Source organism: Nocardia sp. No.11 (genome assembly GCF_038752175.1).
Lineage (GTDB): Bacteria > Actinomycetota > Actinomycetes > Mycobacteriales > Mycobacteriaceae > Nocardia > Nocardia canadensis.
Window position 1 is genome coordinate 1 of record NZ_JBCGFB010000060.1, and the last position, 13,688, is coordinate 13,688.

Below are 13,688 nucleotides of genomic sequence, written 5' to 3' on the forward strand. Positions count from 1 at the left end.
GGGGCCCGCCGCCGGCGCGGGGGCGCCGCCACCGAGCAGACCCGGCAGACCCGGGATCTGGATCGACGGGACCAGGCCCTCGAGCGGCGTGCCGGCGAACGGCTTGACCTCGGTGCCGTTGGCGGTCTGCATCGGCGCGATGCCCGGCGTGGTGAGGCCGGGGATCGCGGGCATGCCCGGGATCGCGACCAGCGGGGGCAGCCCGGCGGCGGCGTCGAGCTTGCGCGGGCGCACGCTCTCCGGCATCGGCGGAATGCTGACCTCGGCGGGCGCGGTGAAGCAGCTCGGGCCGAGCAGCTCGCCGTAGCGCGGGCAGTCCGCGACGGTGTTCGGCTTGTACGGGGTGAACGTCAGACCCGCGTTCCAGACCATCTGCTTGGACGGACCGCCGTGCATGGTGCTGTTCAGCGCGGCCAGCGACGGGCCGAAGACCTCGAAGGTCTTGGTGATCGAGCCCGGGTCGGCGGCCAGCGCGCCCAGGGTCGCGTTCATCCCGACGGTGACCTCCTTGCCGACATCCGGGTTGGTCGCGAACAGGTCGTTGACCTGGTCGGTGGTGGCACTCGCACCGGCCAGCAGCGCGATCAGCTGATCCCGCTTGGTGGCGATGGTGTTGGCGGTCTGCACCGAGCTGCCGAGCACATCGAGCAGTTCCGGCGCGGACTGGTTGAGCGCGTGCGCCGAGGCGGAGAAGTTGTCGAGCATGCCGCCCAGGTTCGGACCGGCGTCGGCGACGGTGGTCAGCCAGTGGTCGAGGCGCTGGATGGTGGAGCCGGGGACCCGGCCGCTGCCGTCGAGCGCCTGGGTCAGGGTGCCGAGCACCCGGCCCAGCTGCACCGGGTCGACCTCGTTCAGGATGTCGCGCACCGTGGTGAGCGTGTCCTGCAACGCGATCGTGCCCTGGCTGGTGTCCTCGGGGATCTGCGAGCCCTCGTGCAGGTACTGGTTGGACGCGCCGTTGAAGACCAGCTCCACCGAGGTGACGGCGAACAGGTTGCTCGGCACGACGCGGGCGGTGACGTTGGACGGGATGTCGCCGGCGAACTCGGGCTTGAGCTCGATGTTCACCTTCTGGGTCGCGCCCTTGTCGGTGATCTCGACGTCCTTGACGGCGCCGACGAGCACGCCGCGGAACTTCACGTCGGCATCCGAGGGGAGGCCGTCACCGGTGGTCGTCAGGTTGGCGGCCACATTGACCTTGGGCACGAAGTAGCCCTGGTACCTCGCCATGAGGAACCCGAGGATCACCGCGAAGACGATGACGCCACAGGTGCCGGCGATGTACAGCTGTTTCATCGTGGGACCGCGCCCACTGGGATCGATGATCATCGCGCGCCTACCCCGAGATCCTGATTCCGGGGTTGACGCCCCAGATCGCCAAAGTCATGAACAGGTCGGCGAACACGACCAGGATGATGCACATCTTGATCGCGCGGCCGGCCGCGACGCCGACGCCCTCGGGTCCGCCCGAGGCGAAGAAGCCGTAGTAGCACTGGATGAACGTCGTGATCATGACGAACACGACCGCCTTGAGCAGCGAGTACAGCACGTCGGTCGGTACCAGGAATTGGTAGAAGTAGTGCGAGTAGGTACCGGCCGCGGTGCCACCTATCAGCTGCACCGTGATCGAGCAGGACACGTAGGCCATCACCAGGCCGATGCAGTACAGCGGCACGATCGCGATGACCGCGGCCATCATCCGGGTGCTGACCAGGTAGGGCAGCGGGCGGATGGCGATCGAGTCGAGCGCGTCGATCTCCTCGGAGATGCGCATGGCGCCGAGCTGGGCGGTGAATCGACAGCCCGCCTGGGCCGCGAAGGCCAGGGCCGCCAGCAGCGGGCCGAGCTCGCGGGTGGTGGCGAAGGCCGAGATGGCGCCGGTGATCGGGCTCAGGCCGAGCAGGTTCAGCGAGGTGTGACCCTGGATGGCGACGGTCATGCCGCCGAAGGCGCTGATGATCAGGATGACGCCGATGGTGCCACCACCGACGACGATGTTGCCGTTACCCCAGGTGACGTCGGAGAGCAGCCGCCAGACTTCCTTCGGGTACTGCTTGAAGGCCAGCGGAATCGAGCCGACGGAACGCAGGAAGAAGAAGACCTGGTGTCCGAGCCGCGCGAGCAGGTCGACGGGCGCCTTGCCGACCGCCTTGAGCTGGCGCAGCGGCCGCAGCAGCGGAGGTACGTACGTTGATGACATGGCTCAGACCACCTGTGGGGGGAAGACTGCGGCGTAGATCTGCGTGATCGCCACGTTGACACCGAGCAGCATCACCATGGAACTGACCACCGCCGAGTTCACCGCGTTGGCGACGCCACCGGGGCCGCCGCGGGCGTTGAGGCCGGAGTCGCAGGCGATGATCGCGGCGATGATGCCGAAGATCACCGACTTGAGCAGCGCCACCGCGAGGTCGCGGGTGACCGCGAACGAGGCGAAGGTGCTCATGTAGGAACCGGGGGTACCCGCCTGGGCGAAGATGTTGAACATGTAGCCGGTGATGAAGCCGACGAAGACGACGAAGCCGCAGAGCAGGAAGCTGACGATCATCGCGGCGCCGAGCCGGGGGGCGACCAGCCTGCGCAGCGGATCGACGCCCATCACCTTCATGGCGTCGATCTCTTCACGGATGGTGCGCGAGCCGAGGTCGGCGCAGACCGCCGAGCCGACCGCGCCGGCGATCATGATCGAGGTGACCAGTGGCGCGCCCTGCTGGATGATGCCGAGGCCGTTCGCCGCGCCGATGAACGAGGTCGCGCCGACCTGACCGGCGACCGCGCCGACCTGGATGGAGACGATCACCGCGATCGGGATGGCGACGAGCAGGGTGGGCGCCGCGGCGACATTGGCCATGAACGCGCACTGCCGCACGAACTCGTCGAAGGGGAAGCGGCGACGGAAGATCGCGACGATCAACTCCGTGATCGCTTCGAAACCCATCGTGATCTGTCGACCGAAGGTCTCGAGGGACTTCTTCGGATGGTCTTCCCAAAGGCCCTTGGTCCGGTCGACAGCTTCGCTGACTCGTGAACGGGCGGGTGGACTCTCGGTCGACTGCACTGCTATTACCCCTCTCGACGCCAGGTCATCAACACCCCGACGACTTGTTTGCTTGACGCACCTTACTACGGAGTAGCGCAGAACACACCACCGACATGTGAGCGCGGTCATAGACAGAGGTCACGGTCGAGAACGGCTATGAGTTCCGCCATGTCGGACCATACAGCCCACAATTGTGGGGGTATCGGCGATTGCTCCGGATGTCGTTTTCCCCATGGATTCCCAGTACTGGCGGTTGCGCCGAATAAATATTGCGGAAAACTGTCATTCATAACGAACCCCCCGGCCGAATACTCCGGAAGATCACAGAGCCCGGCAAAACTGGTCAATTGATCATTCCATTGATAGATATTCGCTATTACAGTGGCATGCCCGGCGGGCGGGGCGCGCCCGGGACGGAATACAGGCACGATAGGCAGAGCGAATTGATATCGTGCGGGCTTCCGACGTCTGGAGGGACATGTTCACCACACTCGCCAAGGTGGCCAACGCCGCCTTCGCCGTCGCCCTCGGTGCAGCACTGCTCGGCACCGGCGCGGGCGCTTCGCAGGCTCAACCCGGCCCACCGGTGATCGGCGGCGGCTCCGGAATCGTCATCGACAGCATGTTCGAGTGCACCGTCACCACGGTCGGCTACGACGGCGCGGGCAGGCTCGTCGGGCTGACCGCGGGCCACTGCGGCGACGCGGGATCCACCGTCACCGCCGAGGTGGACCGCGGCTATGGCGAGATCGGCCGGTTCGCCTACAGCAACCCCGATCTCGACTACGCGGTCATCGAGTTCACGCCGGGGCGGATCATCCCGGTCAACCGGATCGGCAACGTCACCATCACCGGCGTCGGCGGGCCCGCCCAGTTCCCGACGATCGTCTGCAAGGAAGGCCGGACCACCGGCAACACCTGCGGCATCACCTGGGGTGACGTCTTCCAGACCAATACCGAGACCTGGGCCCAGATGTGCGTGATCGAGGGCGACTCCGGCGCGCCGGTGGTCGTCGGCTCGACCCTGGTGGGCATGGTGAACGCCTACCTGGCCGTGGCCTGCTTCGGGCCCGAGGTCGGCACGAACATGAGCACGATCATGAACGACATCAACGCCCGCGGGGGCGTCGGCGCGGGGTTCCATCCGGTGTAGCGCAGCCGCTCGGATCGCCGGAAGTCGTGCGGGTCACGGGGATTGCGCTTCCCGTGGTCCGCACTATTTCTGTCCGAGGTATTTCTGTCCCAGGGGCGCGAGCGCCGGACCGTCGGCACCCGCGCAGTGCGGCAGGCAATCGACCCGATCGGGCTCCGGCGCGCGGCGCGGGACCCGCAGCAGCACACCCGCGACGACCGCCCCGACCAGCAGCAATGCCGCGCACCAGCGCATCGCGGTGTCGAAGCCCGCGGCGAAGGCGATCGGATCGTCGAACGCGCCGGACAATCCCGCCAGGCCCGGCAACGCCGCCACGGCCAGCAGCTGCGCGGTCCTGGCGACGGCGTTGTTGACCCCGGAGGCGATGCCGGCGTCGCCGGCGGGCACCGCGGCCAGCACCGCGCCGGTCAGCGGCGCGACCATGACCGAGAGCCCGAGCCCGAAGATCAGGACCCCCGGCAGCACATCGGTGAGGTAGTTCGCCTCGGCCCCGACCCGTTGCAGCGCGAACACCCCGCCCGCGGCCAGCAGCGGGCCCGCGGTCATCGGGATCCGCGGTCCGTGCCGCTGCGCCCAGCGCCCGGCCGGAGCGGACAGCACCAGCATCAGCACCGTCACCGGCAGACTCGCCGCGCCCGACGCCATCGGCGAGTATCCGGAGACCAGCTGCAGTTGCAGCACCAGCAGGAAGAAGACGCCACCCAGCGCGGCGTAGACGAAGAACGTCACCAGATTCGCCGCGGTGAACACCCGCGAACCGAACAGCGACGGCGGGACCAGCGGATTCGGGCTGCGCAGCTCGACGACCACGAACAGCGCCAGCGCCACCACCCCGACGCCGATCAGCACCGGGTACCCCTCGATCAGGCCCAGCGTCAGCGCCCCGAGCGCGATCGCGACGATCACCGCCCCTGGCACATCGATGCGCGACGGCGCGTCCGGATCACGGCTCTCCGGCACGAACCGGATCGCCACCACCGCGACGACCAGCGCCAGCGGCACGTTCAGCAGGAAGATCGCCCGCCAGCCGACCAGGTCGATGAGCCCGCCGCCGAGCAGCGGCCCGAACGCGCCCGCCACGCCACCCAGGCCCGACCACAGCCCGATCGCGCTGCCCTGGTCGTCCTTGTCGATCGACGCCGAGATCAGCGCGAGGCTGCCCGGGGTGAGCAGCGCCCCCGCCAGGCCTTGCAGCAGACGGGCGAGGACCAGCATCTCGATATTCACCGCGACCGCGCACAGCAGCGAGGTCACCGCGAATCCGGCCACGCCCCAGACGAACACGCGTTTGCGGCCGAGCTTGTCGCCGAGCGACCCACCGAGCAGGATGAACGAGGCCAGGGTGAGGGTGTAGCCGTTGACGGTCCATTGCAGACCGGCGACGTCGGTGTGCAGGGATTCGCCGATGCGCGGCAACGCGACCGACACGACGGTGGCGTCCAGCGACGCCATCGAAGAGCCGAGGATGGTGGCGAGCAGGATCCACCGCCCCGTGGCCGAGTTCAGCCGAACCGTCTGGGTCGGGGGCACCTTCCCAAACTAGCCGTCGCGCTGGTCTTTCGCCGGACTACAGGCTCTGGACGCAGACCACGACTTTGCGCTCGGGGTACTTGAAGCCCGAGTCGGCCACGTCGGGGCAGTCGTCGACGCTGTCGGTGTTGTTCTTGATCGTGATGACCTTGACCGGCTCGGAACCGGACTCGCCGCAGTCGATCCGCTTGGGCTCGTCGCCGCCGACATCCATGCAGCCGCCGACCACCCAGTCGATGTCGAGGCACAGCGCGCCGGTCTCGATGCCGTTGAGGGTCTCGGCGTAGAAGTTGTCGCGGTCGCTGACGCAGCCGGTGCTGTTCTTGGCCTTGCCGATGACCTTGTAGTTCGACGAGCGGCTGCCGCACGACGCCTTGTCGATGGTGGCGTCGTCGACGGTGCCGCCGAGCGAGACACAGTCGCCGATGTTGGCCTGGAAGTCGGTGCTGCCGCCCCGGGTCGAGGTCTGGGCCGGCTTGCTGGCGGTCGGCTTGCCCGTGGTGGGTTTGCCGGGCTTGGTGGTGGGGCCGGCGCTGCTGGTCGCCGGGACGACATCGATCGCGGGCTGCGCGTGGCCGTCGATGGTGCCACCGCACCCACTCGCGACGAAGGCGGTCACCGTGATGGCGACCGCGCCGACGAGCCGGCCGATGGACAGGTCTGCAAACACCTACTGTGAATACACCACCGGAGCCACCGGCGTCGACTCCATCCCGATGGTCGGGGCGCTGGGTTACCCTTGGGATTCCGGCCCCCCGGCCGTACCTGCATCAGGAGGTGAACCCGATGGTGGCAGCAACGGCGGGAGATTTCGGCCCCCTGACCCGGCCCGGCGGCACGCCGATCACGGCACCGCGCCAAATGCTGGTCGATCCCCGATTCATCCGGCTGGCCGACCATTTCTTCGGCCTCTTCCCGCAGCCCAGCCGCGGTGGCGGCGCGCTGGCCATCTACCTGGACGGCAGGCCCGTCGTCGACATCTGGGCGGGCTGGGCCGCCAAGGATCAGCGCTGGAACGGCGAGAACGTCGCGCTCACCTTCTCCACCGGCAAGGGCGTCGCGGCGACGGTCGTGCACCGGCTGGCCGAGCGCGGGCTGATCGACTACGAGGCGCCGGTCGCCCGGTACTGGCCGGAGTTCGCCGCGCACGGCAAGCACGACATCACCGTGCGCGATGTGCTCTCACACCGCGCCGGCCTGCACCGGGTGCGCGGGCTGGTGCCGGGACGCGAGGGGATCCTCGACTACGACAAGGTGGTCACCGCGCTGGCGGAGAGCCCGGCCGACCCCCGTCGCATCCGCACCTCGGGCTATCACGCGATCACCTTCGGCTGGCTGGTCGCCGAGATCGTGCAGCGGGTGACCGGTGAATCGTTCACCACGGTGCTCGAGCGAGAAGTGGCACAGCCGCTGGGAACCGACGAGTTCTGGTTCCAGGTGCCCGCCGCCCAGCGGCACCGCATCGCCAAGATCTTCCCGCACCTGGCGCCGCCGGGCATCCGGTGGAATACCGCGTCCTCGGTGCTGTCGTGGGTGCGGCCCGCGCGCGGACTGGCCGAGGCGGGCATGCCGGAGAGCTTCGACGAGCTGGTGCGTGACCCGCGCGTGCACGACGCGGTGATGCCGGGTTGGAACGGCGTCTTCTCGGCCAGGGCGTTGGCCAGGATGTACGGCGCGCTGGCCAACGGTGGCGCGGTGTACGCGGGCGACGCCGCACCCCGGCCGCCGCGCGGCAACCCGGCGGTGCAATTCCTGCGGCCGGAGACGATCGAGCTGGTCAACCGGACCCAGCAGACCGACAGCCGCGACTACGTCCTCGGTCTGCCGCTGCACTTCACGCTCGGCTATCACCGCCCGGTGCTGATGACCAAGCAGCAGCCACGACATGCGTTCGGCCACTACGGGATCGGCGGTTCCGGCGCCTACGCCGATCCCGACCTGCGGATGTCGATCGCGTTCGTCACCAACCGGCTGGGCAACTCCTTCACCGCGCTCGGTGACGCGCGCCTGGCCAAGCTGTCGGCGATCGCGCAGGGCACGGTGCGCCGGCTGCGGGCCGGGCCGACCTAGGTGTCTGTTCGAACCAGCCGTCGGCGCGCGCCGTAGTAACGGACATGACAGCGCTGCGCCCGCCCCCGGCGACACCACGCTGGTCGCTGCTGCACGGACTGGCCGCGGGCCGGGATTTCGAGGGTTACCTGCGGCGACGCGCGGCCCACAGTGATCCGTTCGCGGTCGGCTTCCCCGGCTTCCCGCCGGTGCTGTTCACCGGGACGGCCGACGGCGCGCGCGAATTGTTCCGCGCGCCCGCGCCGCTGCTGGAGCCGCCGCGGCCCAATCCGATCGAACCGATGGTCGGCGCGGCCTCGCTGATCCTGAGCTCCGGCGCCCGTCATCGCACCGATCGCGCCCTGCTGGCGCCCGCGCTGCACGGTCCGCGCGTGCGGGCGCTGGCCGGGGTGATTCGCGCGGCGACCCTGCGCGAAATCGAAACCGGTTGCGGCACGGCGGGTTCCTGGCAGGTGGGCGGCCGGATCGATGCGCTTGCCGCGGCGCGCTCCATGACCCTGCGGGTCATCCTGGCGGCGGTCTTCGGCACCGAGCTCGACCGCGAGCCCGAATACGCCGGTGCCGTCACCGATTTCCTCGCCGCCTTCACCACGCCGTTGCTGGTGGCGCCCGTCTTACGCCGTGGCATGGGCGGATTCGGGCCGTGGGAGCGCTTCGTCGCCACCCGCGCGGCACTGGACCGGGTGATCCTGGCCGATATCGCCCGGCGGCGCCGCGACGGTCCTGGCTCCGGCGACCTGCTCGATCTGCTTCTGGCCACCCGCTACGACGACGGCAGCGCCCTCACCGATGCGCAACTGTGCGAACACCTGCGGACCCTGCTCGTCGCCGGTCACGAGACGACGGCCACCACCCTGACCTGGGCGCTGTATCACCTGCATCGCGAGCCGGGCCTGCTCGACCGGGTCACCGCCGAGCTGGCGGCGGCGGGCGCGGACCCCGCCGATCTCGCCGCGCTGCCGCTGCTCGGCGCGGTCTGCCAGGAGACGCTGCGTCTGCATCCGCCGGTCCCCATCGTGCTGCGCACGCTCCGGGAGCCGCTGCGGTGGCGCGGGGTGGACGTGGCGGCCGGGCAGACGATCGGGCTCGCCGTCGGCGTGCTGCACAGCGACTCGTCGGCCTGGCCCGCGCCCCGGCTGTTCCACCCCGACCGGTTCCTCGACCGCAAGGTCTCGCCGTTCGAGTTCGCTCCGTTCGGCGGCGGACACCGCCGCTGCATCGGCGCCACGCTGGCCGAACACGAACTCCGCATCGTGCTGGCAACCGTGCTGACCACGGTCCGGTTGTCCCTGGACCCCGGCCTGGCGCTGGGTGCGCGGCCACGCGCCGTGCCCCGAAATCTCGCGACGGCGCCGGATCGAGCGATCCACTTCACACGGACCGGGTGATTTCGGTCACTTCACGTTTGGAGCTCACACGCCTGTACTTCGACCCGGCCCGAGATCACCGCCGCCGACTCGCCGACGTGAGCGCGGCGTTTGACGAAAGCCCGTGTATAACAGCGCGTTATGTGACCTGGCGCACAGAGTTGCCGATCCGTGATCGCCCGGCGGCGCGGCTGGCACGTTGTCACCCCGGACGGGTAGGAATGGACGGTCAGGGTCGGGGCGTCGTTACCCCGTGGAGACCCGTTGCGGACTCCGCGTCAATCACGAAGATCTCGCGCCGCCGCAGGCGGAACGAGAGATGGAATGGACGAGAAACCTATGCACTACGAGGCAAATATGCAGCAATCGCGCTGGCTTCGCCGGGGTCTGCTGCTGTCGGCGGCAGTCGCGGCGGCGGGCGCTTTGATCGTCATGCCCGCGCAGGCACAGCCGACCCTCCCGGGCTCCGGTTCCAGCCAGCCCGCGGTGAACGAGCCCGCGCCGCAGGCGCCGTTCGCCCCGCCGAACATCAACATCGCCGACGGCGAGACCGTCGGCGTCGCGCAGCCGATCATCATCACCTTCAAGGAGCCGGTCGGCGACCGCGCCGCCGCCGAGAAGGCCATCAAGGTCACCTCGAGCCAGCCCGCGCCCGGCCACTTCTACTGGACCGGCGACAAGCAGGTGCGCTGGAAGCCCAACGAGTTCTGGCCCGCCAACACCGACGTCAACGTCGTGGCCGGCGGCACCACCAGCTCGTTCCGCATCGGTGACGCGTTCATCGCCAGCGTCGACGACAACACCAAGATGATCACCGTGACGGTGAACGGTGAGGTCGTCAAGGAGATGCCGACCTCGCTCGGCAAGCCGGGCCACGAGACCCCGAACGGCACCTACATCGTGGGCGAGCGGTTCGAGAAGATGGTCATGGACTCCTCCACCTACGGCGTCCCGGTCACCGATCCCGAGGGCTACAAGCTCGAGGTCGAGTACGCGACCCGCATCTCCAACAGCGGCATCTTCGTGCACGCCGCGCCGTGGTCGGTCGCCCAGCAGGGCTACTCCAACGCCAGCCACGGCTGCCTGAACGTGAGCACCGAGAACGCCAAGTGGTTCCTGGAGAACTCGCGCAAGGGCGACGCCGTCGTCATCACCAACACCCAGGGCGGCACCCTGAGTTCCGGTGACGGACTGGGCGACTGGAACTGATTCGCTGAACAAAAGCCGAACAATACGATCAATCGCGATCGTGTTGTTCGGCTTTTTGCTGTACTCGCCCTTGTGCGCCCGATGTTCAGAGAGACGGCAGCCAGGGTTAACCGACAGTTCGCCATGCGCCGTAAAACTGCCGCGGTGCGAAGCAGTCCAGAGCGGGTCCTCCCCGCACCACGAGGCCGCGGGCTGAAAAACCGCCCGTGGCAGGACTATGCGCTGTTCTTGGTCCTGGTCGTGCCGAATCTGGTGCTGCTGACGCTGTTCGTTTACCGGCCGCTGGCGGACAACATCCGGCTGTCGTTCACCGACTGGAACATCGCGGATCCCGTTGCCACCCCGATCGGTTTCGACAACTACGTCGAGTGGTGGGGGCGCGAGGATTCCTGGAAGGTCGTCTCCAACACGGTGATCTTCACCGTCGCCGCGGTCGCGGTGAGTATGGCGCTCGGCCTCGCGCTGGCGCTACTGCTGGACCGAAAACTGTTCGGCCGCAATGTGGTTCGTTCGGCCATTTTCGCGCCTTTCGTGATTTCCGGCGCGGCGATCGGCGTGGCTTTCCAATTCATCTTCGATCCGAGTTTCGGTCTGGTACAAGACGTCCTGCATCGCCTCGGTGTGGACAAGGTGCCGGATTTCTACCAGGACCCGCACTGGGCCCTGTTCATGGTGACGATCACTTACATCTGGAAGAACCTCGGCTATACCTTCGTCATCTATCTGGCCGCGCTCCAGGGCGTGCGCGCCGAGTTGCTGGAAGCCGCCGAAATGGATGGCGCGAGCCGGTGGACGACATTCACCAAAGTACTTCTGCCACAACTTCGTCCGACGACCTTCTTCCTGTCGATCACGGTATTGCTGAACTCGCTGCAAGTCTTCGACATCATCAATGTGATGACCCGCGGCGGGCCGCTGGGCAACGGCACGACGACCATGGTGTTCCAGGTGTACGAGGAATCGTTCCGCAATTTCCGGGCCGGCTACGGCGCCACCGTCGCGACCATCATGTTCGTGGTGCTGCTGGTGGTCACGCTGATCCAGGTGCGCGTCATGGATCGAGGCGATCGGTGAAACACGTAGGCCCGCAGACACTGTCGTACCGGCGCCGCGAACGCGCCGTCACCGCGCTCGGTTACGCCGCGATGGCGTGCGTGCTGATCCTGGTCGGCGTGCCGCTGTTCTGGATCCTGATCACCTCGCTCAAGGATCGCGCCGACATCTACACCCAGCCCGCGGTGTACTGGCCGCACAGCTGGCACCCGGAGAACTACGGCGAGGCCACCACGACGGTGCCGTTCTGGACCTTCCTGCGCAACTCGCTGATCGTCACCGGCGTGGTGTCGGCGGTGAAGTTCGCGCTCGGCGTGTTCAGCGCCTACGGCCTGGTGTTCCTGCGTTTCCCCGGCAAGAACATCGTGTTCCTGGTGATCATCGCGGCGCTGATGGTGCCCAACCAGATCACCGTCATCTCCAACTACGCGCTGATCGCGCAGCTGGGCTGGCGCAACACTTTCCAGGGCATCATCATCCCGCTGTGCGGCGTCGCGTTCGGCACGTTCCTGATGCGCAACCACTTCCTGTCGCTGCCCGGTGAGGTCATCGAGGCGGCGCGGATGGACGGCGCGAACTGGTGGCGGCTGCTGACCAGGGTGGTGCTGCCGATGTCGGGTCCGACGATGGTGGCGTTCGCGGTGGTCACGCTGGTCAACGAGTGGAACGAGTACCTCTGGCCGTTCCTGATGGCCGACTCCGCCGAGGTCGCCACGCTGCCGGTGGGGCTGACCCTGCTGCAGAACACCGAGAACCCGTCGGTCACCAACTGGGGGCCGGTGATGGCGGGCACCGTGCTGACGATGCTGCCGATCCTCATCGTGTTCCTCGCGCTGCAACGTCACATGATCAAAGGCCTCACCTCCGGTGCGGTCAAGGGTTGATTCTCGAACAGGAGATCCACGTGTCCAGTCAACGATTCCCGGCGCTGAGCCGCCGCGGCTTCCTCGGCCTCACCGGCGCGGCCGCCGCGGGTCTGGCGCTCACCGCCTGCGCGGGCACCGGCGGCGGATCCGGTGACGGCGGCGACGCCAAGACCATCACCTTCTGGTCCAACCACCCCGGCACCTCCAAGGAGCTGGAGCTGGAGCTGATCAACCGGTTCCAGGCGAAGTACCCGGACCTGACGGTCAACCTGGTCGACGCGGGCAAGAACTACGAGGAGGTGGCGCAGAAGTTCAACGCCGCGCTCACCGGTGGTGACCTGCCCGACGTGGTCGTGCTCTCCGATGTCTGGTGGTTCAACTACGCGCTGACCAAGGCGATCGAGCCACTGGACAGCCACTTCGGCGCCGCGGGCGTGCAGCTGGGCGACTACGTCGACTCGCTCGCCGCCGACTACCTGTTCGACGGGAAGCACTACGCGCTGCCGTACGCCCGCTCGACCCCGCTGTTCTACTACAACAAGGACGTGTGGGCGAAGGCCGGTCTGCCCGACCGCGGCCCGAACTCCTGGCAGGAATTCGACGAGTGGGGCCCCAAGCTCCAGTCCGTCGCCGGCGCCGACAAGTTCGCGCACGCCTGGGGCGACGCCAAGAACTACCTCGGCTGGACCTTCCAGGGCCCGAACTGGACCTTCGGCGGCGCCTACTCCGATCAGTGGAAGCTGAAGTTCACCGATCCGGGCTCGATCGCGGCGGCCACCTACCTGCGCGATTCGATCAATGTGAAGAAGTACGCGGCGATCCGTCCGCAGATCGCGGTCGACTTCGGCACCGGCGTGGCCGCCTCGACGATCGCCTCCACCGGCGATCTCAAGGGCATCAAGAAGAACGCCGACGGCAAGTTCGAGGTGGGCACCGCGTTCCTGCCGCACCCGAACGGCCCCGGCGTCACCACCGGCGGCGCAGGCCTGGCGATTCCGTCGCGGATCTCGGACGCGCGCAAGACCAACGCGCTCAAGTTCATCGAGTTCGTCACCAACGCGGCCAACACCGCGTACTTCTCGCAGAACACCGGATACATGCCGGTGCGCAAGTCGGCGGTGACCGACCCGTCCGAGGTGGACTTCCTGGCGAAGAACCCGAACTCGAAGGTCGCCATCGACCAGCTGTCGGTGACCAAGTCCCAGGACTACGCCCGCGTGTTCGTGCCCGGCGCCGACCAGATCATCGGCACCGGCTACGAGCAGATCGGTCTGCAGAACGCCGATCCCGCCACGGTTCTGGCGAAGGTCGCCGCCGACGTACAGGCGATCATCGACCGGCAGATCACGCCCAAGCTGCCGAAGTAGTCACCCCGTGGGGCGGGGGGGGGGGGGCCGCCC

General features: G+C 67.9%; 12 protein-coding genes. 7 read left to right on the forward strand and 5 right to left on the reverse strand.

Going from position 1 to position 13,688, the window contains the following annotated elements:
* The 3 genes from V8688_RS18745 to V8688_RS18755 form a co-directional block, all read right to left on the reverse strand.
* Positions 1-1,296 (reverse strand): MCE family protein (locus V8688_RS18745; protein WP_342801347.1); only part of this gene is annotated, 1,296 nt, incomplete at its 3' end.
* A 40-nt stretch (positions 1,297-1,336) separates the two neighbouring features.
* A complete protein-coding gene (locus tag V8688_RS18750; RefSeq protein ID WP_218722236.1) occupies positions 1,337-2,200 on the reverse strand; it encodes an ABC transporter permease in 864 nt (287 codons plus the stop codon).
* 3 nt (positions 2,201-2,203) lie between these two features.
* Entirely contained in the window at positions 2,204-3,058 is an 855-nt protein-coding gene (locus V8688_RS18755; RefSeq protein ID WP_218722237.1) for an ABC transporter permease, read from the reverse strand.
* Between the two features lie 460 nt (positions 3,059-3,518).
* Here V8688_RS18755 and V8688_RS18760 point away from each other — a divergent pair, with 460 nt between their 5' ends.
* On the forward strand, positions 3,519-4,193 hold the full coding sequence (locus tag V8688_RS18760) for a S1 family peptidase (RefSeq protein ID WP_218722238.1): 675 nt from the start codon (positions 3,519-3,521) through the stop codon (positions 4,191-4,193).
* 63 nt (positions 4,194-4,256) lie between these two features.
* On the opposite strand, the gene V8688_RS18765 is transcribed toward V8688_RS18760, so the two are convergent.
* Positions 4,257-5,723, reverse strand: a complete 1,467-nt coding sequence (locus V8688_RS18765; protein ID WP_218722239.1) for an MFS transporter — start codon at positions 5,721-5,723, stop codon at positions 4,257-4,259.
* 37 nt (positions 5,724-5,760) lie between these two features.
* Positions 5,761-6,393 carry a hypothetical protein gene (locus V8688_RS18770; protein WP_218722240.1) on the reverse strand — a complete coding sequence of 211 codons (633 nt, stop codon included), beginning with the start codon at positions 6,391-6,393 and terminating at the stop codon, positions 5,761-5,763.
* A gap of 191 nt (positions 6,394-6,584) precedes the next feature.
* Between V8688_RS18770 and V8688_RS18775 the strand changes: the two genes are divergently transcribed.
* From V8688_RS18775 to V8688_RS18800, 6 genes are all read left to right on the forward strand, one after another.
* Positions 6,585-7,793 carry a serine hydrolase domain-containing protein gene (locus tag V8688_RS18775; RefSeq protein WP_218722278.1) on the forward strand — a complete coding sequence of 403 codons (1,209 nt, stop codon included), beginning with the start codon at positions 6,585-6,587 and terminating at the stop codon, positions 7,791-7,793.
* A 44-nt stretch (positions 7,794-7,837) separates the two neighbouring features.
* The gene (locus V8688_RS18780; protein WP_342801348.1) at positions 7,838-9,181 is read left to right on the forward strand and encodes a cytochrome P450; all 1,344 of its coding nucleotides are present in this window, start codon (positions 7,838-7,840) and stop codon (positions 9,179-9,181) included.
* 336 nt (positions 9,182-9,517) lie between these two features.
* Positions 9,518-10,369, forward strand: coding sequence for a L,D-transpeptidase (locus V8688_RS18785; RefSeq protein ID WP_255588805.1), 852 nt, complete (start codon positions 9,518-9,520; stop codon positions 10,367-10,369).
* 144 nt (positions 10,370-10,513) lie between these two features.
* A complete protein-coding gene (locus tag V8688_RS18790) occupies positions 10,514-11,443 on the forward strand; it encodes a sugar ABC transporter permease (RefSeq protein WP_342801361.1) in 930 nt (309 codons plus the stop codon).
* A gap of 71 nt (positions 11,444-11,514) precedes the next feature.
* Entirely contained in the window at positions 11,515-12,306 is a 792-nt protein-coding gene (locus V8688_RS18795) for a carbohydrate ABC transporter permease (RefSeq protein WP_255588806.1), read from the forward strand.
* A 20-nt stretch (positions 12,307-12,326) separates the two neighbouring features.
* Positions 12,327-13,655 (forward strand): ABC transporter substrate-binding protein, encoded by a 1,329-nt coding sequence (locus V8688_RS18800; protein ID WP_342801349.1) that lies wholly within the window; start codon positions 12,327-12,329, stop codon positions 13,653-13,655.
* The last annotated feature ends 33 nt before the right edge of the window (positions 13,656-13,688 follow it).

What these genes read in the sequence shown, in the direction of transcription:
- V8688_RS18760 (WP_218722238.1), top strand. Translation starts at nt 3,519, where the DNA reads ATGTTCACCACACTCGCCAAGGTGGCCAACGCCGCCTTCGCCGTCGCC.
- V8688_RS18775 (WP_218722278.1), top strand. Translation starts at nt 6,585, where the DNA reads ATGCTGGTCGATCCCCGATTCATCCGGCTGGCCGACCATTTCTTCGGC.
- V8688_RS18780 (WP_342801348.1), top strand. Translation starts at nt 7,838, where the DNA reads ATGACAGCGCTGCGCCCGCCCCCGGCGACACCACGCTGGTCGCTGCTG.
- V8688_RS18785 (WP_255588805.1), top strand. Translation starts at nt 9,518, where the DNA reads ATGCAGCAATCGCGCTGGCTTCGCCGGGGTCTGCTGCTGTCGGCGGCA.
- V8688_RS18795 (WP_255588806.1), top strand. Translation starts at nt 11,515, where the DNA reads ATGGCGTGCGTGCTGATCCTGGTCGGCGTGCCGCTGTTCTGGATCCTG.
- V8688_RS18750 (WP_218722236.1), bottom strand. Translation starts at nt 2,200, where the DNA reads ATGTCATCAACGTACGTACCTCCGCTGCTGCGGCCGCTGCGCCAGCTC.